The sequence below is a fragment of the Streptomyces sp. NPDC005803 genome, from assembly GCF_040630435.1.
Taxonomy (GTDB): Bacteria; Actinomycetota; Actinomycetes; order Streptomycetales; family Streptomycetaceae; genus Streptomyces.
Genome location: NZ_JBEXXO010000003.1, coordinates 126,000 through 145,130, shown reverse-complemented (window position 1 = coordinate 145,130; position 19,131 = coordinate 126,000). Strand labels below are relative to the sequence as shown.

The following is a 19,131-nucleotide window of genomic DNA, read 5'->3' as shown; positions in this document are numbered from 1 at the left end:
CAGGAGGTCGACCCATGGCACGCACACGGCTCACGCCCGAGCGTGAGAGCGAGCTGTACGCCGCCGTACTCGACCTGCTGCGCGAGGTCGGCTACGACGCCCTCACGATGGACGCCGTCGCCGCGCGCACCCGTTCCAGCAAGGCCACCCTCTACCGCCAGTGGGGGAGCAAGCCCGAGCTCGTCGTCACGGCCCTGCGGCACAACAAGCCCGTGAGGCTGGGCGAGGTCGACACCGGGTCCCTGCGCGGTGACTTCCACGCCGTCCTGGGCCGCAGTGACGACTGTCAGATGGAGAAGGACGCCGCGCTGATGCGGGGTCTGAGCCATGCCGTCCACACCAACCCCGATCTCCTCCAGGCCCTGCGCGAACTGCTGGTCGAACCGGAAATGACCGGTCTCGACGTGCTGTTGCGCCGTGCCGTGGACCGAGGGGAACTGCGTCCGGACAATCCGGCGCTGAAGTACGTACCGCACATGCTGATCGGCGCCTTCGCCGCCCGGCAACTGGTCGAGGACCGCGCCGTCGACCAGGCGTTCCTCTTCGATTACGTCGACTCCGTGATCCTCCCCGCTCTCGGAGTCTGACCGCCGTCCCCACGGCACCCGCACGGCCCTCTCCCCAAGCCCCACCTGACACGCCGCTCTCGTCGTCGGGCTGGTTCCTCACGCCCTTTTCCACTCAACGACCTGACCGGGAGTACGCCCCCGTGGCCACATTCCTCTACAAGCTCGGACGGCTCGCCTTCCGGCGCCGCCGCTACGTCGCCCTGATCTGGGTGGCGCTGCTGGCACTCGCCGGATTCGGCGCGGCCACCGCGTCCACCGCCACCTCGAGCTCCTTCTCGATCCCGGGTACGGAGGCCCAGAAGGCCTTCGACCTGCTGGAACAGCGATTCCCCGCGGCCAGCGCCGACGGCGCGACCGCGCGCATCGTCTTCAAGGCCCCCGAGGGCGAGAAGATGACGGACCCGGCCCACAAGGCCGACGTCCAGAAGTTCACCGGCCAGCTGAAGGCGGGCTCGGACCAGATCGCGTCGGTCGCCGACCCGTACACCGGCAACGCCGTGTCCAAGAACGGCACGACGGCGTACGTCTCGGTGACCTACAAGGTCAACTCCATGGAGCTGACCGACGCCACCCGGGACGCCCTGGAGGACGTGGGCGAGTCCGCGCAGAAGACCGGGATGACCGTGGAGATCGGCGGTGACGCGCTCCAGGTGATGCCGGAGACGGGCGCTACCGAGGTCATCGGCATCGCGCTGGCCGCGGTGGTGCTCGTGATCACCTTCGGCTCGCTCATCGCGGCGGGGCTCCCCCTGCTCACCGCCCTGATCGGGGTCGGCATCGGCGTCTCGTCGATCACCGCGCTGGCCAATGTGCTGGACCTGGGTTCCACCACCTCCACCCTCGCGATGATGATCGGCCTCGCGGTCGGCATCGACTACGCGCTCTTCATCGTCTCCCGCTACCGGGCCGAACTGGCCGAGGGCCGGGAGCGGGAGGAAGCGGCCGGCCGTGCGGTCGGCACCGCGGGATCCGCGGTGGTCTTCGCCGGGCTCACCGTGGTCATCGCCCTGGTCGGCCTGGCCGTCGTCAACATCCCGATGCTGTCGAAGATGGGCTTCGCCGCGGCCGGCACGGTCGCGATCGCCGTCCTCATCGCCCTCACCCTCGTCCCGGCCATGCTGGGCTTCGTGGGCAAGCGGGTCGTGGGACGCAGGGCGCGCAAGGCCGCCGAGGCGGAGAACAAGCCCGAGGCCAAGCCGAACATGGGCACCCGCTGGGCGCGGTTCGTGCTGCGCAAGCCGGTGTGGGTGCTGCTGGTCGGTGTGATCGGACTGGGCACCATCGCCGTACCGGCCGCGTCCCTGGAGATGGGCCTGCCGGACGACGGCTCGCAGCCCACCAGCACCACCCAGCGCCGCGCCTACGACCTGCTCTCGGACGGATTCGGCCCCGGCTTCAACGGGCCGCTGATGGTGGTCGTCGACACGGCGAACAGTTCGGACGGCAAGGCCGCCGCCAAGCAGGTCACCGACGAGATCTCCGCCATGAAGGGGGTCGTCGCGGTCTCCCCGGCCAACTTCAACAAGGCCGGCGACGCGGCGATGGTCACGGTCGTCCCGAAGGACCGGCCGAGCTCCGTCGAGACGGAGAACGTGGTCCACGCGATCCGCGACGCGGGCAAGGACATCAAGTCCGACACCGGTGCGGAGGTCCTGGTCACCGGTGCCACCGCGATGAACATCGACTTCTCGCAGAAGATGAACGACGCGCTGCTGCCGTACCTGGCGCTCGTCGTCGGCCTCGCCTTCCTGCTGCTGATGGTGGTGTTCCGTTCGGTGCTGGTACCGCTGAAGGCGGCGCTCGGCTTCCTGCTCTCGGTCGTCGCGGCCCTGGGCGCGGTCGTCGCGGTCTTCCAGTGGGGCTGGCTCGGCTCGCTCTTCGGGGTCGAGCAGACCGGTCCGATCATGTCGATGATGCCGATCTTCATGGTGGGTGTGGTCTTCGGTCTCGCGATGGACTACGAGGTCTTCCTCGTGACCCGGATGCGTGAGGCGTACGTCCACGGGGAGAAGCCCGGCCAGGCCATCGTCACCGGCTTCAAGCACGGGGCCCGGGTCGTCACGGCCGCGGCCGTGATCATGATGGCGGTCTTCTCCGGCTTCATCGGGTCCAGCGAGTCGATGATCAAGATGATCGGCTTCTCGCTCGCCATCGCCGTCTTCTTCGACGCGTTCGTCGTCCGCATGGCCATCGTGCCCGCGGTCCTCGCGCTGCTCGGGAAGCGGGCCTGGTGGCTGCCGCGCTGGCTGGACCGGGTGCTCCCCAACGTCGACGTCGAGGGTGAGGGCCTGCGCAAGGAGCTGGCCGGTGCCCCCGCCGGCGGCGCCGGCCCGGACGCCGGCGGTGAGCGCGAGCTGACCCGCGTCTGACGCGCGAACGCGAGCCGACCCGCGTCGAGCCGGTCGGTGAGCCGCTGACCTCCGGGGCCGCGTCTGAGCGGAGCGCGGCCCCGGAAGCGCCGGTTACCTGTGGGGACGGGGGACCGGGGCGACGAGAGCCCCCGTGCACCTGGTGCACGGGGGCTCTCGGCATGCGGGGGAGCGGGCCCGGGGGTCAGGTGCGCGCGGTCTCGGCCCCCGCCCGGCTGTGCGTGCGCCCCAGGAAGCGGATCAGGGGCGCGCAGTCGAACTGCACCACCTCGACGCCGTCCGCCGCATGACGTTCGACGATCAGCTGGGCGCGGCCGCACGGCCAGATCCGGTAGCCGTCGCGTTCGGCGGGGGAGCGCAGGCCGCGCTCCAGCAGATCGCGGGCGACCACCCACTCCGTGCCGCCCGGGAACGCGACGTGGATCGTGGCGGGGCCGTCGGCGGGGTCGTAGCGCAGCTCGACGGGCACCACGGGCAGGTCGCCGGCGTCGGTGACGAGCCGGGCTCGGGCATGTTCTCTGATCACGGGGGACATGGGCCGGCTCCTCCTGTGTATGCGTCTTCGTCATCTAATGTCCCATATTTTCGCAAAAGAGCACTGTGAGAGGCCGGGGCAGTTGTGACACCCCTGCTCTTGCGAACGATTTGCAACAAGGCCCTATCCTTGAGAGGTTCATGACCCCGCGCAGCAACGCAGGAACGCAGGAAGCGGAGCCTCCCCCATGCATGTACCCGACGGATTCATCAACGCGCCTGTATCCGCCGTCGCCGGAGTCGTGGCCGCCGGCGCGGTGGCCGTCAGCCTGAAGGGGGCCCGACGCGAGCTGGACGAGCGCACCGCGCCGCTGGCCGGGCTGGTCGCCGCCTTCATCTTCGCCGTGCAGATGCTGAACTTCCCCGTCGCCGCCGGCACCAGCGGGCACCTGCTCGGCGGGGCGCTGGCCGCGATCCTGGTCGGGCCGTACACCGGAGTGCTCTGCATATCCGTCGTCCTGCTGATGCAGGGCATCCTCTTCGCCGACGGCGGGCTCACCGCGCTCGGCGTGAACATCCTCGACATGGGCGTCGTGACCACCGTCGTCGCGTACGCGCTGTTCCGCGGGCTCGTGCGCGTGCTGCCGCGCACCCGCCGCTCCACGACCGCCGCGTCCTTCGTCGCCGCACTGGTCTCCGTGCCGGCCGCAGCTGTCGCCTTCACGCTGATGTACTGGGTCGGCGGCACCACCGACATCCCCATCGGTAAGGTCTTCACCGCCATGGCCGGCGTGCACGTCCTCATCGGCATCGGCGAGGCCGTGATCACCGCGCTGACCGTCGGCGCCGTCATCGCCGTCCGGCCCGACCTGGTCCACGGCGCCCGCGGCCTCACCGCCCCGCTCAAACTCCGCGTCGACGGCGAACTCGTCGACGCGCCCGCGCCCGCCCGGGAGCCCGTCGCGGCCGCCTCCCGCTCCCACCGGGGCGTGTGGGCGACCGGCCTGGCCAGCGCCCTCCTGCTGGCCGGCGTCGTCTCCTTCTACGCCTCCGCGAACCCGGACGGCCTGGAGAAGGTCGCCACCGACCAGGGCATCGACAAGCAGGCCAAGGACCACGCGGCCAAGGACTCCCCGCTGGCCGACTACGGCGTCAAGGACGTCTCGGACGCCCGGCTCTCCGGCGGACTGGCCGGAGTGATCGGCGTCGGCGCCACCCTCGTCGTCGGCAGCGGCGCGTTCTACGTCGTCAGCCGCCGTCGGCGCACGAACGACGACCCCGTCGGCAGTGACTCCGGCAGCGGCTCCCGCAGCGGCGAGAAGGTCTGATGGGCGCCGGGCACGCCCACAAGCTCTACCGGCACGGGCACTCGCCGGTCCACGACCTGCCGCCGCACTGCAAGCTCGCCGCGGTCTTCTGCTTCGTCGTGATCGTCGTCACCACCCCGCGCGAGGCGGTGTGGGCCTTCGGGCTGTACGCGCTGCTCATCGCCGGCGCCGCCGCCGCGGCCCGCGTCCCGGCCGCCTTCCTGCTGAAGCGGCTGCTGATCGAGGTGCCGTTCGTCGCGTTCGCCCTGCTGATGCCGTTCGTCGTACCCGGCGAGCAGACGCACGTCCTCGGGCTCTCCGTCAGCGTCCCCGGCCTGTGGGGGGCCTGGAACGTCCTCGCCAAGGGCACCCTCGGCGTCGCCGCTTCCGTGCTCCTCGCCTCCACCACCGAGCTGCGCTCCCTGCTGCTCGGTCTCCAGCGCCTCAGGCTGCCGCCGCTGCTCGTCCAGATCGCCTCCTTCATGATCCGGTACGGCGACGTGATCACCGACGAGATGCGCCGGATGTCCATCGCCCGCCGCTCGCGCGGCTTCGAGGCGCGCGGGGTACGGCAGTGGCGCGTCCTGGCCACCTCGGCGGGGGCCCTGTTCATCCGGTCGTACGAACGCGGCGAACGCGTCCACCTCGCGATGGTCAGCCGCGGCTACACCGGCTCCATGCCGGTCATCGACGAGGTGACGGCCTCGCGCGCCCAGTGGGCGTACGCTTCCGCCCTCCCCGTGCTCGCCCTCGTCGTGTGTCTGCTGGGATGGACCGTATGAGCCCCACCACCGACCCCGTACCGCCCTCCCTGGAGGTCAGCGGCCTCGCCTACGCCTACCCCGACGGTCACCAGGCGCTCTTCGGCGTCGACCTGACCGTCGCACGCGGCGAGCGCGTCGCCCTGCTCGGCCCGAACGGGGCCGGCAAGACCACCCTCGTCCTCCACCTCAACGGCATCCTCGACGCGGGGGCAGGCACTGTCCACGTCGCCGGGCTCCCCGTAGCCAAGCGCAACCTCGCCGAGATCCGCCGCCGCGTCGGCATCGTCTTCCAGGACCCCGACGACCAGCTCTTCATGCCGACCGTCCGCGAGGACGTCGCCTTCGGGCCCGCGGCCGGCGGGATGCGCGGCGCCGAACTGGAGGAGCGGGTCACCGACGCCCTCAGGCAGGTCGGCATGGAGGAGTACGCGAACCGGCCCCCGCACCACCTCTCCTTCGGCCAGCGCCGCCGCGTCGCCGTCGCCACGGTCCTCGCCATGCGCCCGGAGATCCTCGTCCTGGACGAGCCCTCCTCCAACCTGGACCCGGCCTCCCGCCGGGAACTCGCCGACATCCTGCGCTCGTTGGACGTCACCGTGCTGATGGTGACGCACGACCTGCCGTACGCCCTGGAACTCTGCGGCCGGGCCGTCATCCTCAGCGACGGGGTCATCGCCGCCGACGACCGCACCCAGGACCTCCTGTGCGACGAGGAACTGATGCGCGCCCACCGGCTGGAGCTCCCCTTCGGGTTCGATCCACGTTCCGTGACGGTGAACTTGGGGTGACCCGCCCCACCCGCGACCTGCGGCGCAATGCACCATGGAGGGATGAGCGGCAGCGCAGGAGCAGGCGTGGACGTACGGGGCACGGCGGCGCCCGGATTCGAACCGGTCCGGGACGCCTTCATCCGTAACTTCGAACAGCGCGGGGAGCGCGGGGCAGCGGTCACCGTCTACCGGCACGGGACCAAGGTCGTCGACCTGTGGGCCGGCACCAGAGACGTGGACGGCGCCGAACCGTGGGCCGTCGACACCGTGCAGATCGTCCGCTCGGCCGGCAAGGGCATCGCCGCCGCCGTCCCGCTGCTGCTGCACCAGCGCGGGCAGATCGACCTGCACGCCCCGGTCGGCACGTACTGGCCGGAGTTCAAGGCGAACGGCAAGGAACGCGTCCTCGTCCGCCACCTCCTCGCCCACCGGGCCGGCCTGCCGGCGCTGGACCGGCCGCTCACGCCCGACGAGGCGGCCGACGGGATGAGCGGCCCGCAGGCGGTCGCCGCCCAGCGCCCCCAGTGGGAGCCCGGCGCCGACCACGGCTACCACGCGCAGACCTACAGTTGGCTCGTCGGCGAACTGGTGCGGCGCGTCACCGGGCGGACCATCGGCCGCTGGGTCGCCGAGGAGATCGCCCGCCCGCTCGGCCTGGACTTCTGGTTCGGCATCCCGGCGGACGAGGCGCACCGGGTGGGCCGGATCGGCCCGGTCGAGGCGCCGGCCGGGGACGGCACGGGCGCGCTGCGGGTACGCCCCAAGCGCTCGGTGGCCGACGCCTACCGCGACCCGGAGTCACTGACCCGACGGGCGTTCGGCGCCATCGACCCGTTGCCCGACGAGAACGACCCCGGCTACCGGGCCGCCGAACTCCCCGCGTCCAACGGCACCGCCACCGCCCGCGGCCTGGCCCGCTGCTACGCCGCGATGATCGGCCCGGTCGACGGCCACCGGCTGTTCGCCCCGGCCACCCTCACCCTGGCCCGCACGGAGGAATCGGCGGGTCCGGACCGGGTCCTGATCGTCTCCACCCGCTTCGGCCTCGGCTACATGCTGCACGGACCGGCGGCCCCGCTGCTCGCCCCGGGTTCCTTCGGCCACCCCGGCCGGGGCGGATCGCTGGGCTTCGCCGACCCCGAATCCGGTATCGCCTTCGGCTATGTGACGAACGGTCTGCAGAAGGGAGTCACCGCCGACCCCCGTGCCCAGGCACTGGTGCGCGCAGTACGTTCGGCGCTATGACTTCTGCCGCTCTCTCGCGATTCGACGGATACCACGTTCTCGTCACCGGTGCGGGCCAGGGCATCGGCGCCGCCACGGCCCGCCGCCTGGCAGCCGAGGGCGCCCAGGTCCTGGTCACCGACCTGGACGGCGAACGGGCGGAGGCGGTGGCGGCGCAGATCCGGGGAAGCGGCGGCGTGGCCGAGGCCCGGCCCTGCGACGTGGCCGACCGGGCGGCGGTCGACGCGGCGGTGGCCCACGCCGTCTCGGCGCTCGGCGGGCTCGACGTCCTGGTCAACAACGCCTACGCGTGCACACCGGACGCCGCGCTCTTCGAGGACGAGCCGGACGAGAGCTGGCAGCGCGACCTGGACATCACGCTCTCCGGCGCCTACCGGTGCGCCCGCGCCGCGCTCCCGCACCTCGCCGCGTCCGGCCGGGGCGCGATCGTGAGCATCGGCTCGGTCAACGGGGTGCAGGACTTCGGCAACCACGCCTACAGCGCCGCCAAGGCGGGCCTGGCGAGCCTCACCCGCACCCTCGCCGGCCACGCAGGACCGCGCGGCGTGCGGGTCAACCTGGTCACACCCGGCACGGTCCGCACGGACGCCTGGGCGGGCCGGGACGCCGAACTGGCCCGGGTGAGCGGCCTCTACCCGCTCGGCCGGGTCGGCGAACCGGAGGACATCGCGGCCGCCGTCGCCTTCCTCGCCTCGTCCGACGCGGCCTGGGTCACCGGCACGACGCTGTGCGTGGACGGGGGTCTGACCGCGGTGAACACGGGCTTCCGGCAGGCACTCATCCGGGACTGAGTCCTCGGCTCCGGGCGTGACGTCCCGGCGCGATGTCCGAGCGTGACGTCCCGGCGCGGCGTCAGTGCGCCACCTGAGGCCGGCCGCGGCTCAGCTCGTGTGCGGCATCAGACGCCCTCGCCGGAGCCGCGGATGCCCCGGAGCAGCTGTCCTTGATCGCGTGAGCGATGGCGTTCCAGCCGGCGTGCGTGAAGGCGGGCGGTCAGGGCGACGAGCGGTGTCACGCGGTCTGCTCGCGCACGTCCACGAGTGTTCCGCCGGCGTGCTCGATCAGCGTCCGCGGGGCGAGCGGGAAGACCGTGTACGGGGTGCCGGCAGCCGCCCACACCACCTCGTGGGCGAGCAGCCCGCGGTCGGCCAGGACCCGGGTCCTGGTGCGGTGCCCGAAGGGCGGCACACCGCCGATCGCGTAACCGGTGGCCTCCCTGACCACGTCCGCTCCGGGCCGCCGCACCTTCGCCGCTCCCAACTCCTGCCGTACGAGCTCCACATCGACGCGGGAGGAGCCGTCCATCAGGACCAGTACCGGCACCCCGTCGGCCTCGAAGATCAGCGACTTGACGATCTCGCCGAGCTCGCAGCCGAGGGCTGCCGCGGCCTCGGCCGCGGTCCGGGTGGCCTCCGGGAAGCGGCGGATCTCGACGTCGAGGCCGAGTTCGCGCAGCGCCTCGGCGAATCGGGGATGGGCGGCGGTGTCGTTGCCCGCCGGGGCATGGGCGTCGGAAGTGCTCATGCCCCGCACGCTATCGGCCGGGCTCCGGGGCGTGCGACCGAGTTCGGCGGGACGGACGGCACGGGCTGCCGGGGCCATGGCCCCGGACCGCGGGCGGTCCGGCCCCCCTCGTCACGGTCCCGCGCGCAGGACTTCCGCGACGACCGGGCCGGCCGCGGTCCCGCCGTGGCCGCCGGACTGGACGAGGGCCGCCGCCGCGAGGTCGTTGCTGAAGCCGGTGAACCAGCTGTCGGACGTGGCGTGGCCGTCGATCTCGGCCGAACCCGTCTTGCCGCCCTTGTCGCCGCCCACGCTCGCCATCGCCTGGGTGGCCGTGCCCTCGCCGCTGTTCGCGGTGTAGCGCAGCATCTGCTTCAGCTGCGCCGACACCCCGCCGGGCAGCGGGGCGGCGGTGGCGAACGTCCTGCCGTCCAGGTCCTTCGGGACGATGTAGGGCTGCAGGAACCGGCCGTTGACCGCGGTGGCGGTGATGGACGCCATGTTCAGCGGGTTCATCCGGATCTTGCCCTGACCGATGTACGAGGCGGCGGTCTCCGCGCCTTGCGAGGCGGGCACGTCACCGTCGAAGGTCTTCACGCCCGCCTGCCAGTTCCGGCCGATCCCGAAGTACTGCGAGGCCTCGTCGACGAGGGCCGTATCGGCCTTGTCCTTCTGGTCCAGCGGCCCTATCGCCTTGATGAACGCGGTGTTGCAGGACCGGGCGAACGCGGTCTTCAAGGTGGGGTGCGGCATCGAGAAGTTGTCCAGGTTGTGGAAGGGCACGCCCAGCCACGTCACGTCGGAGGGGCACTGGACCGGCGAGTTCGCGCTGCCCAGTCCGTTCTGGATGATCATCGCGGCCGTCACGATCTTCATCGTCGAGCCGGGGGCCACCGCGGCGAACCGGGCCGACTCGAAGCCGCCCGCCGGGTTGCCGGCGATGGCCCGGATCGCGCCGGTCGACGGTTCGACGGCCGCCACGGACGACTTGTCGTACTTCTTCACCGCCGTCTCGGCCGCGGCCTGCACCTTCGCGTCCAGCGTGGTCGGGACCCGGCCCGGCTTGCCCTCGACCAGGGTCAGGAGCGTCTGGTCCGCGCCGTCGGCGTTCGCGTTGTTGATCCACGTCTCGATGCCCGTGGTGCCGCCGGCCTTCTGGCCGTACTTCTCGCGCAGCTCGTCCAGGATGCCGCCCAGCGAGGGGTACTTCTCCTTGCTGAGCACCTCGCCGTTGCGGTCGACCGCCTCGATCGACGCGGTCTTCGACTCGCCCGTCTCCAGCGACTCGCCCTTGTCCAGGTCCGGGTGGATCACGGAAGGCGCCCAGTCGACGAGCGCGTGACCCGTGGTCAGTCCCCGCACCACGGTCAGCTTGGAGGCGTACGACCAGGGCTTCGTCTTCCCGCCGTAGGAGACGGTCGCCTTGACCGTGTACGGGACCGTCGAGCCGGTCGCCCGGCCGGGGGTGATCACGGCCTGGGTGACGTGGGCCGATTCGCTGAAACCGGTCAGGGCCGGCCCGGCGTCGCCCTCGTTGTTGGTGAGCTGGGCCGCGGCGGCCGCGTCGCCCTTCGCCCACGCCGCGAGGAACTTCTCGGACGTCTCGGCGATCTCGTCCTCGGTGACAGGACCGGTCCGCACCTCGGACGAGGTGGCCTTGCTGTCCGTACCGCCCCCGACGCCGCTGTCGCCGAGGCCGTCCAGGACGTTGTAGGCCCCGTAGCCCACCCCGCCGACCACGACCGCGAACACCCCGCCGACCACGGCGACCTTCACTCCGCTGCGCATTCCTGCTGTCCCCCTCCCCAGGAGGCCACCTTGAACATGTTCAAGGAGGCTCTTCCCGGCACCCTACGGGAGTGCCGTGACAGCGGAGCCGGTTGTTATCGGAATGCGATCAGGCGGGGTGCGAACAGACCGGTCAAATCCAGGTATCCAGCCACATGCGATCACGCCAGGAATCCTCAGGAATGGATGTTCCGGTATACAGCGGCCAGAAATAGATGAAATTCCAGATGATCAGGAGGACCAGTACACCGGCCGCCACGGCCCCCACGGTCCGGCGTCGTTCACCCGAGGGATCGCTCTTTTCCAGACCCAGTCGATGGGCCGTTCCGGTGCCCGCCGCCGGGCCCAGCATCGCACCGATCATCATCGAGACCGCGAGACAGAGGAAGGGAACGAACACGACCGCGTAGAAAAGGAAAATGGTGCGTTCCTGGTACAGGAACCACGGCACCCACCCCGCGGCCACCCCGCACGCGATCGCGCCCGCCCGCCAGTCGCGGCGGAAGAACCAGCGCCACAGCACGTACAGCAGGGCGAAGCACGCGGCCCACCACAGCAGCGGCGTGCCGAGCGCCAGCACCTCGCGCGCGCACTTGCCGGTCGACGAATCGGTGCAGCCGTTCTGCTCCTCGTAGAAGTACGAGACGGGCCTGCCCAGCACGATCCAGCTCCACGGATTGGACTGGTAGGTGTGACCGGACGTCAGGTGCACGTGGAAGTCGTAGACCTGGTTCTCGTAGTGCCACAGGCTGCGCAGCCAGTCCGGCAGCCAGGTCCAGTGGCCGCCCTTGCCGTCGGTTGCCGCCCAGTCCCGGTAGTAGCCGTGCCGCTCCGGGTCGTCGTGGATGATCCAGCCGGTCCACGAGGCGAGGTACGTGAGGACGGCGACCGGCACCGTCGAGACGAACGCCGGCACCAGGTCCCGCTTCAGCACCGCCTTGTACGGCCGCACCGCCCCCGCGGTCCTGCGCGCCCCCACGTCCCACAACACCGTCATCAGGCCGAACGCGACCATGATGTACAGCCCGTTCCACTTGGTGGCGAAGGCCAGCCCCAGCGAGATCCCCGCCGCGATCCGCCACGGCCGCCAGCCCAGCCGCAGCCCCTCCGCGACCCCGGCGTCCGGGCGCAGCACGCCCTCCTCGTCCACCGGCAGCGCGGCCGCCAGCCGGCGCCTCGCCCAGTCCCGGTCGATCAGCAGACAGCCGAACGCGGCCAGCACGAAGAACATCAGCACCAGGTCGAGCAGCGCGGTGCGGCTCATCACGAAGTGCAGCCCGTCCACCGCGAGCAGCGCGCCCGCCAGACAGCCGAGGAACGTCGAGCGGAACAGCCTGCGGCCGATCCGGCACAGCATCAGCACCGACAGCGTGCCGAGCACGGCGACCATGAACCGCCAGCCGAACGGCGTGAACCCGAAGATCTGCTCACCGATCCCGATGATCCACTTGCCGACCGGCGGGTGCACCACATAGCCCGGATCGGTCGGGACGGGCACCTGCGACGGGTCGCTGAGGATCAGCTTGTCGACGTCCTTGGGCCACGCCCCCTCGTACCCCTGCTTGACGAGCGCCCAGGAGTCCTTGGCGTAATACGTCTCATCGAATATCACCGCGTGCGGGCTGCCCAGTTTCCAGAACCGCAGCACCCCGGCGACCGCCGCCACCAGCAGCGGACCGCCCCACGCCGACCAGCGCACCAGCCGGTCCGCGAGCAGCGGGGGAATCCCGAGCACCGCCCACAACTGCCCCCCGGGGCGGGTGTACGGCGGAACCAGCCGCTCCCGCAGCCCGGTACCGGGGCGCGGGACATGGCCGAAGCGGCGCAGCCGCTGCTGCCAGGAAGTCGGCTCCGGGCCGTGCTCTTCCCCGGCGTCTTGGCCCTGCCGGGCTTCGGGCGCAGTACTCGTCACCGCGCCATCGTAGGGAACGCATCTGTGCGAGTGCTGCCGCCCGTGCTGGGAGGATGGACGTTGTGACGGAGACGACTGGAACGCTGGTACTCGCAGGGACCCCCATCGGCGATGTGGCGGACGCCCCGCCACGCCTCGCCGCCGAACTGGAGACGGCCGATGTCGTCGCCGCCGAGGACACCCGCCGGCTGCGCCGGCTGACCCAGGCGCTGGGCATCCACACCACGGGGCGTGTCGTCTCCTACTTCGAGGGCAACGAGTCCGCCCGTACGCCCGAGCTCGTCGAGGCGCTCATGGGCGGGGCCCGGGTGCTGCTGGTCACGGACGCGGGGATGCCGTCCGTGTCCGACCCCGGCTACCGGCTGGTCGCCGCGGCCGTGGAGAAGGACATCAAGGTCACCGCGGTGCCCGGTCCGTCAGCGGTGCTCACCGCACTCGCGCTGTCCGCCCTGCCGGTGGACCGGTTCTGCTTCGAGGGCTTCCTGCCGCGCAAGGCCGGTGAGCGCCTCGGCAAGCTCCGCGAGGTCGCAGACGAGCGCCGCACCATGGTCTTCTTCGAGGCCCCGCACCGGCTCGACGACACCCTCGCCGCGATGGCCGAGGTCTTCGGCGCCGACCGGCGCGCCGCGGTGTGCCGGGAGCTGACCAAGACGTACGAGGAAGTGAAGCGCGGTCCGCTGGGCGAGCTCGCCGTCTGGGCGGCCGAGGGCGTACGCGGCGAGATCACCGTCGTCGTCGAGGGCGCGGCGGACTCCGGAGCCGAGGAACTGGACGCGCAGGAGCTGGTGCGCAGGGTGCGGGTGCGCGAGGAGGCGGGGGAGCGGCGCAAGGAGGCGATCGCCGCCGTCGCCGCGGCGGCGGGGCTGCCCAAACGCGAGGTGTTCGACGCGGTCGTCGCAGCAAAGAATGCGGAGCGGACCGGCCCAGCGGACGGCAAAGGACTATCGTGAAAGGCAAAGCGCGAGCCGCGTTCCGGCCCCTTTTACCACGGCAAGGCCAAAACCGCTCCAACACTCGACAGGGCCCGGTGCGCTCCCGCCGGTAAAGGCGTCCACTGGATCCAGGACGCATTCTCCGGAGTGCTTGTCCGGCGGACAAGAGGAGCAGGCATGAGCGAGATCGCAGCAACCACCGTCCACGAGGCATATGCCTTCGCCTGCATGAGGTGTGGACACGGCTGGGAACAGGCCTACGAAATAGAGCACCACGTCGACGCGTCGAACCACGCATTCGTGGTCTACAAGGCCGACGGCGAACGCGTGCCGTCCCCGCTCTCGACGCCGACCTGCGCGAACTGCGGCGGGCACGTCGTGCGGATCATGCGGGCCGGCCGCGTCTCCGGGGTGCAGCAGCTCCTCCAGAAGAGCCGCGCGCAGGCGCCGGCCGGGCCGCTGCCCGCGCAGGAGCCGCAGGACGAACCCGTGGCCGCCACCGCCGCCCCCAGGGCCGACCACCACTGGCACCTGGCCGACCTCCTGCACCCCTTCCACCGCAAGTGACGTTCCCGGCCACGGTCCTCGTACGATCGTGGCCATGAGCCGTACCGAAGCCCCGCCGCTGCCCGAGCCCCTGCGGGTGCCGGTCGCCGATGCGCACACCCACCTGGACATGCAGGACGGCACCGTCGAGGAGGGCCTGGCCAGGGCCGCCGCGGTGAACGTGACGACCGTGATCCAGGTGGGCTGCGACGTGAAGGGCTCCCGCTGGGCGGCCGAGACCGCCGCCGCGCACCCGAATGTGTACGCGGCGGTCGCGTTGCACCCCAACGAGGCGCCGCGGATCGTCCACGGGGAGCGAGGGGGCGCCTCCCAGCCCGCTGCGTCGCTGCCGGGCGCCCGCGAGGGCGGCGGGAGCGCCGCGCTCCACGAGGCGCTCGCCGAGATCGACGCGCTGGCCGCACTCGACCACGTACGCGGGGTCGGCGAGACGGGTCTCGACTACTACCGGACCGGTCCCGAGGGCATGGCGGCCCAGGAGGAGTCCTTCAGGGCCCACATCGAGATCGCCCGACGGCACGGCAAGGCGCTCGTCATCCACGACCGCGAGGCGCACGCCGACGTGCTGCGGATCCTGGCCGACGCGGGCGCCCCCGAGCGGACCGTCTTCCACTGCTACTCCGGCGACGCCGACATGGCCCGGATCTGCGCGGAGGCCGGGTACTTCATGTCCTTCGCGGGCAACGTGACGTTCAAGAACGCCCAGCCGCTGCGCGACGCGCTGGCCGTCGCCCCCATGGAGCTGGTCCTGGTCGAGACGGACGCCCCCTTCCTCACCCCCGCCCCGTACCGCGGACGGCCTAACGCGCCGTACCTGATTCCGGTCACGCTGCGCGCCATGGCGGAGGTCAAGGGCGTCGACGAGGACACCCTGGCGTCGGCGATCGCCGACAACACGGCCCGCGCCTTCGACTACTGACCACGCACCGGCGACGCTGGGTAGTCGCGCCGCTTTGGAGAGTGACGCGCGCTCCGCTATCGTCCCGGGCGCCGAGAGTGAGCCGGGCCGGTACGGACCTTCTGGAGCGAGCGTCGTGAGCAATTCGCAGGGCAGTCACCGCGCGGCACGCGGCAGGGGGCGCACGGCGGCCGCGACGCGCGGGCCCGCCACCGTCGTGGTCCCGGGCCCGTCCCCCGTACCGCCGCACGAGGCGCTGACCCTCGCCGCGTGGCCCCGGCGCACACCGACCGCCGTCGACGTGCCCACGGGGCGGACCGCGACGGCGTCCGGCTCCGCGGGCCGCACCGCGCAGGCCCCCACCGTCACCGCTCTCACCGCGCCGGGGCCCGGGAACAGGCCCGGGGCGCGGCGGGGCGCCCGCAGGCGACGGGCCCCCGACCGTCCCGAGCAGCTGCGCCGCCTGGTGCCGCAGGCCCTCGTGGTCGCGTTCCTGGCCGGCGGGACGACCGCCTTCGTCGCCGAGGACAAGGCGGTGACGCTGGACGTCGACGGGGAGCCCCGCACCCTGCACACCTTCGCGGACGACGTGGGCGAACTCCTCGCCGAGCAGGGCATCGACCCCGGCGACGGCACGGCGGTGTCCCCCGCCCCCGGCACCCGCCTCGCCGACGGCGACGTGATCACCGTCGGCGGCCCCCGCCCGGTGACGCTCACGCTCGACGGCGTCCGGCGCCGGGTCTGGACCTCCGAACCCACCGTCGGCGCCGCCCTGCGCCGGCTGGGCGTGCGGGCCGAGGGCGCCTACCTCTCCGTCTCCCGGTCGGCGCCGATCGGGCGCACCGGGCTGACCCTGGACGTGCGCACCGAGCGCACGGTCACGGTGATGGCCGACGGCCGCGAGCACACCGTCCGCACCACCGCTGCCACCGTCCGCGAGGCCGTCGCCCGGGCCGGGGTCGTCCTGCGCGGCGAGGACACCACGTCCGTGGCCCCGGAGAGCTTCCCCCGTGAGGGCCAGACCGTCTCGGTGCTCCGGATCGCCACCACCAGGACGGTGCGCGAGGAACTGCTGCCCTACGCCGTGGAACGGACCGGGGACGGGTCCCTGCCCGCCGGGACGGAGGTCGTCGAACGCGAGGGACGGGACGGCTCGCGCCGGGTCATGTACGCCGTGCGGACGGTCAACGGCGTCCGGCAGAAGCCCCGCGTACTGGCCACCGAAGTCGTACGGGAACCGGTCAGCCGGGTCGTGAAGGCCGGCACCGCCCCCCGGACGGCCGGGCGGGAGGAAGAACCCGGACGTCCGGCGGAGGACAGCCCTTAGGCTTGACGGGTGAGCACCACAGAGCCCGACGCCCTCCTGGGCCCCGCAGACATCCGCGAGCTGGCCGCGACGCTGGGCGTACGCCCCACGAAGCAGCGCGGCCAGAACTTCGTCATCGACGCCAACACGGTCCGCCGGATCGTGCGCACCGCGGAGGTCCGCCCGGACGACGTGGTGGTGGAGGTCGGCCCCGGTCTGGGCTCGCTGACCCTGGCGCTGCTGGAGGCGGCCGACCGGGTCGTCGCCGTCGAGATCGACGACGTGCTGGCGGGCGCCCTGCCGGCCACGGTCGCCGCCCGGATGCCGGAGCGCGCCGGCCGTTTCTCCCTCGTCCACTCGGACGCGATGCTGGTGCGGGAGCTGCCGGGACCGCCGCCGACCGCGCTGGTCGCCAACCTTCCGTACAACGTCGCGGTGCCCGTGCTGCTCACCATGCTCGACCGCTTCCCCAGCATCGAGCGGACGCTGGTCATGGTGCAGGCCGAGGTCGCCGACCGGCTGGCCGCCAGGCCCGGCAACAAGGTCTACGGCGTGCCGTCGGTGAAGGCCAACTGGTACACCGACGTCAAGCGCGCCGGCTCCATCGGCCGCAAGGTCTTCTGGCCCGCGCCGAACGTCGACTCCGGGCTGGTGTCGCTGGTGCGCCGGACCGAGCCCGTCGCGACCACGGCGAGCAAGGCCGAGGTCTTCGCGGTCGTCGACGCCGCCTTCGCCCAGCGCCGCAAGACGCTGCGCGCGGCCCTGTCCGGCTGGGCGGGCTCCGCGCCCGCCGCCGAAGCGGCCCTGGTCGCCGCCGGCATCTCGCCGCAGGCCCGTGGCGAGGCGCTCACGGTCGAGGAGTTCGCCGCCATCGCCGAGAACAAGCCGGAGCCGTCCGCATGAGCGGGAGCGTCACCGTCCGGGTACCCGCCAAGGTCAACGTGCAGCTCGCGGTCGGCGCCGCGCGCCCCGACGGCTTCCACGACCTCGCCAACGTCTTCCTCGCCGTCGGCCTGTACGACGAGGTCACCGTCACCCCGGCCGACGCGCTGCGCGTGACCTGTTCGGGCCCGGACGCCGACCAGGTGCCGCTGGACGCCTCCAACCTCGCCGCCCGCGCCGCGGCCGCGCTGGCCGAGCGGCACGGCATCGCACCCGCCGTGCACATCCACATCGCCAAGGACATCCCCGTCGCGGGCGGCATGGCCGGCGGCAGCGCGGACGCGGCCGGGGCCCTGCTGGCGTGCGACGCGCTCTGGTCCACCGGCGCCGGCCGCGAGGAGCTCCTCGCCCTCTGCGCCGAGCTGGGCAGCGACGTGCCGTTCAGCCTGGTCGGCGGGGCGGCCCTCGGGGTCGGCCGCGGCGAGCAGCTCACCCCGGTCGAGGCCGGCGGCACCTTCCACTGGGTCTTCGCGGTCGCCGACGGCGGCCTCTCCACCCCGGCCGTCTACCGCGAGTTCGACCGGCTCACCGCGGACACGCGGGTGCCCCCGCCCGCCGCGTCCCCCGCACTGCTGGCCGCACTGCGGGCCGGTGACCCCACCGCCCTCGCGGGAGCCCTCAGCAACGACCTCCAGGCCCCCGCGCTGTCGCTGCGGCCCTCACTGGCCGCCACCCTCGCGGCGGGCACCGCCGCGGGTGCGCTGGCCGCGCTGGTCTCGGGCTCGGGGCCGACCACCGCGTTCCTGACCGAGGACGAGGCATCGGCCCACAAGGTCGCCGACGCGCTGACCGCCTCAGGGACCTGCCGCACCGCCCGGATCGCGACGTCCCCGGCGCCGGGGGCCACGATCCTGCGTCCGTAGGAAGACGTACGGAACGCTGTGCGTACGGGTACGGGTACGCGCGGCGTTCCGGGAGTGGACGCGTACGCGTACGCACGGTGTTCCGGGGCGGAGGCACGGCCGAGGCGCGCGGCCCGCGGCCGCCACAGCCCGGGCCGGCTCCGGCGGCGTGACAGCCACCGGGCACCCTCCGGCCGACGGCTCAGCCGAGCCGCACGCTCCGCTTCGCCAGCTCGAACGCCGGCAGCATCCCCTCGTGCTCCTGGGCGTCCAGTCCGCCCAGGTGCACCACGACCGGCCCGTCCGGGGTGGCGACGGCGAAGGCGCGGGCCGGGCGCGACTCCTCCATGATCTTGCTGTAGACGGTGTAACCGGCCTCGGTCACGGACAGCTTCCCCACCGTGGTCTGCGTGTACGTGATCTTCGAGGCGTTCTCGTCGGCCTTCACGAAGCCCTCCAGCGCCTGGCGCGCGGTGGTCCCCTTGCCGTCGCCCTGCCACACCCGCAGGAAGCCGATGTGCCCTGCGGGCTTCGCGTCGATCTCGCAGACCATGCTGACCGGGCCCTGCCTGCTGAGGGCCGCGAACTCCGAGTCCGGCTCCACCGGGGCCACGGCCTTCGCCTTCCAGGACCGCGCCAGGTCGAAGGAGACCGGCAGCTCGCACCCGGAACCGGCGCCGCCGACCGTGCCGCCCTTGGCGGCGGCCTGCGCGTCCGCGCCCTGTGTGGCCGCCCCGCCGCCCGGCTCGGTGTCCACCCGCGCACCCTCGCCGGACCCCGACGAGCAGCCGGTCAGCGCGACGGCCGCCAGCAGGAGGGGCGCCAGGCCGCGAACCGTACGTCGTGTCATGAAGTTACCCACCCCGGTGAGAGCCGGGGACCGCCCCGGGCCTTGATCGATCCGGGCAAGGTACCGCACGGATGTGCCGGCGCGAAGTCCGTGCCC

At 72.5% G+C, this 19,131-nt stretch carries 18 protein-coding genes; 13 read left to right on the top strand and 5 right to left on the bottom strand.

The genetic code is table 11. The features are described 5' to 3' along the window. Window positions 1-14 precede the first annotated feature (14 nt). Entirely contained in the window at window positions 15-587 is a 573-nt protein-coding gene (locus ABZ454_RS05995; RefSeq protein WP_356317928.1) for a TetR/AcrR family transcriptional regulator, read from the top strand. Between the two features lie 122 nt (window positions 588-709). Then, window positions 710-2,938: an MMPL family transporter gene (locus ABZ454_RS05990; RefSeq protein WP_359536272.1), complete on the top strand. Its 2,229-nt coding sequence runs from the start codon at window positions 710-712 to the stop codon at window positions 2,936-2,938. 184 nt (window positions 2,939-3,122) lie between these two features. Here the strand turns inward: ABZ454_RS05990 and ABZ454_RS05985 are convergent, their stop codons facing one another. Then, window positions 3,123-3,473 (bottom strand): SsgA family sporulation/cell division regulator, encoded by a 351-nt coding sequence (locus tag ABZ454_RS05985; RefSeq protein ID WP_356317932.1) that lies wholly within the window; start codon window positions 3,471-3,473, stop codon window positions 3,123-3,125. Between the two features lie 187 nt (window positions 3,474-3,660). Between ABZ454_RS05985 and ABZ454_RS05980 the strand changes: the two genes are divergently transcribed. The 5 genes from ABZ454_RS05980 to ABZ454_RS05960 all read left to right on the top strand — a co-directional run bounded on the left by ABZ454_RS05980 (window position 3,661) and on the right by ABZ454_RS05960 (window position 8,289). Next, entirely contained in the window at window positions 3,661-4,740 is a 1,080-nt protein-coding gene (locus tag ABZ454_RS05980; RefSeq protein WP_359536271.1) for an energy-coupling factor ABC transporter permease, read from the top strand. Next, window positions 4,740-5,501 carry a cobalt ECF transporter T component CbiQ gene (gene cbiQ / locus ABZ454_RS05975; RefSeq protein WP_359536270.1) on the top strand — a complete coding sequence of 254 codons (762 nt, stop codon included), beginning with the start codon at window positions 4,740-4,742 and terminating at the stop codon, window positions 5,499-5,501. The genes ABZ454_RS05980 and cbiQ overlap by 1 nt, the downstream gene beginning before the upstream one ends. Beyond that, window positions 5,489-6,271, top strand: a complete 783-nt coding sequence (locus ABZ454_RS05970) for an ABC transporter ATP-binding protein (RefSeq protein ID WP_356317938.1) — start codon at window positions 5,489-5,491, stop codon at window positions 6,269-6,271. Before cbiQ ends, ABZ454_RS05970 begins: the two co-directional genes overlap by 13 nt. Window positions 6,272-6,337: 66 nt before the next feature. Next, window positions 6,338-7,498 (top strand): serine hydrolase domain-containing protein, encoded by a 1,161-nt coding sequence (locus ABZ454_RS05965; RefSeq protein ID WP_356317970.1) that lies wholly within the window; start codon window positions 6,338-6,340, stop codon window positions 7,496-7,498. Continuing rightward, entirely contained in the window at window positions 7,495-8,289 is a 795-nt protein-coding gene (locus ABZ454_RS05960) for an SDR family NAD(P)-dependent oxidoreductase (protein WP_359536269.1), read from the top strand. The genes ABZ454_RS05965 and ABZ454_RS05960 overlap by 4 nt, the downstream gene beginning before the upstream one ends. A gap of 220 nt (window positions 8,290-8,509) precedes the next feature. Here the strand turns inward: ABZ454_RS05960 and ABZ454_RS05955 are convergent, their stop codons facing one another. From ABZ454_RS05955 to ABZ454_RS05945, 3 genes are all read right to left on the bottom strand, one after another. Next, window positions 8,510-9,022, bottom strand: a complete 513-nt coding sequence (locus ABZ454_RS05955) for a YbaK/EbsC family protein (RefSeq protein WP_356317942.1) — start codon at window positions 9,020-9,022, stop codon at window positions 8,510-8,512. 111 nt (window positions 9,023-9,133) lie between these two features. Beyond that, window positions 9,134-10,789, bottom strand: a complete 1,656-nt coding sequence (locus tag ABZ454_RS05950; protein WP_359536268.1) for a penicillin-binding transpeptidase domain-containing protein — start codon at window positions 10,787-10,789, stop codon at window positions 9,134-9,136. Window positions 10,790-10,922: 133 nt separating this feature from the next. Beyond that, window positions 10,923-12,701 (bottom strand): phospholipid carrier-dependent glycosyltransferase, encoded by a 1,779-nt coding sequence (locus ABZ454_RS05945; RefSeq protein ID WP_359536267.1) that lies wholly within the window; start codon window positions 12,699-12,701, stop codon window positions 10,923-10,925. Window positions 12,702-12,754: 53 nt separating this feature from the next. On the opposite strand from ABZ454_RS05945, the gene rsmI reads away from it, so the two are divergent. From rsmI to ABZ454_RS05915, 6 genes are all read left to right on the top strand, one after another. Further along, window positions 12,755-13,651: a 16S rRNA (cytidine(1402)-2'-O)-methyltransferase gene (gene rsmI, locus ABZ454_RS05940; protein WP_359536266.1), complete on the top strand. Its 897-nt coding sequence runs from the start codon at window positions 12,755-12,757 to the stop codon at window positions 13,649-13,651. Between the two features lie 159 nt (window positions 13,652-13,810). Further along, window positions 13,811-14,200, top strand: a complete 390-nt coding sequence (locus ABZ454_RS05935; RefSeq protein ID WP_359536265.1) for a hypothetical protein — start codon at window positions 13,811-13,813, stop codon at window positions 14,198-14,200. Window positions 14,201-14,234: 34 nt separating this feature from the next. Then, on the top strand, window positions 14,235-15,116 hold the full coding sequence (locus ABZ454_RS05930; RefSeq protein WP_359536264.1) for a TatD family hydrolase: 882 nt from the start codon (window positions 14,235-14,237) through the stop codon (window positions 15,114-15,116). A gap of 115 nt (window positions 15,117-15,231) precedes the next feature. Next, window positions 15,232-16,422, top strand: coding sequence for a ubiquitin-like domain-containing protein (locus ABZ454_RS05925; protein WP_359536263.1), 1,191 nt, complete (start codon window positions 15,232-15,234; stop codon window positions 16,420-16,422). A gap of 9 nt (window positions 16,423-16,431) precedes the next feature. After that, entirely contained in the window at window positions 16,432-17,304 is an 873-nt protein-coding gene (rsmA, locus tag ABZ454_RS05920) for a 16S rRNA (adenine(1518)-N(6)/adenine(1519)-N(6))-dimethyltransferase RsmA (RefSeq protein ID WP_356317956.1), read from the top strand. Further along, window positions 17,301-18,206, top strand: a complete 906-nt coding sequence (locus tag ABZ454_RS05915; protein ID WP_359536262.1) for a 4-(cytidine 5'-diphospho)-2-C-methyl-D-erythritol kinase — start codon at window positions 17,301-17,303, stop codon at window positions 18,204-18,206. Before rsmA ends, ABZ454_RS05915 begins: the two co-directional genes overlap by 4 nt. Before the next feature lie 181 nt (window positions 18,207-18,387). Here ABZ454_RS05915 and ABZ454_RS05910 read toward each other — a convergent pair whose 3' ends face one another. Next, window positions 18,388-19,035, bottom strand: coding sequence for a lipoprotein (locus ABZ454_RS05910; RefSeq protein ID WP_359536261.1), 648 nt, complete (start codon window positions 19,033-19,035; stop codon window positions 18,388-18,390). Between the last annotated feature and the right edge of the window lie 96 nt (window positions 19,036-19,131).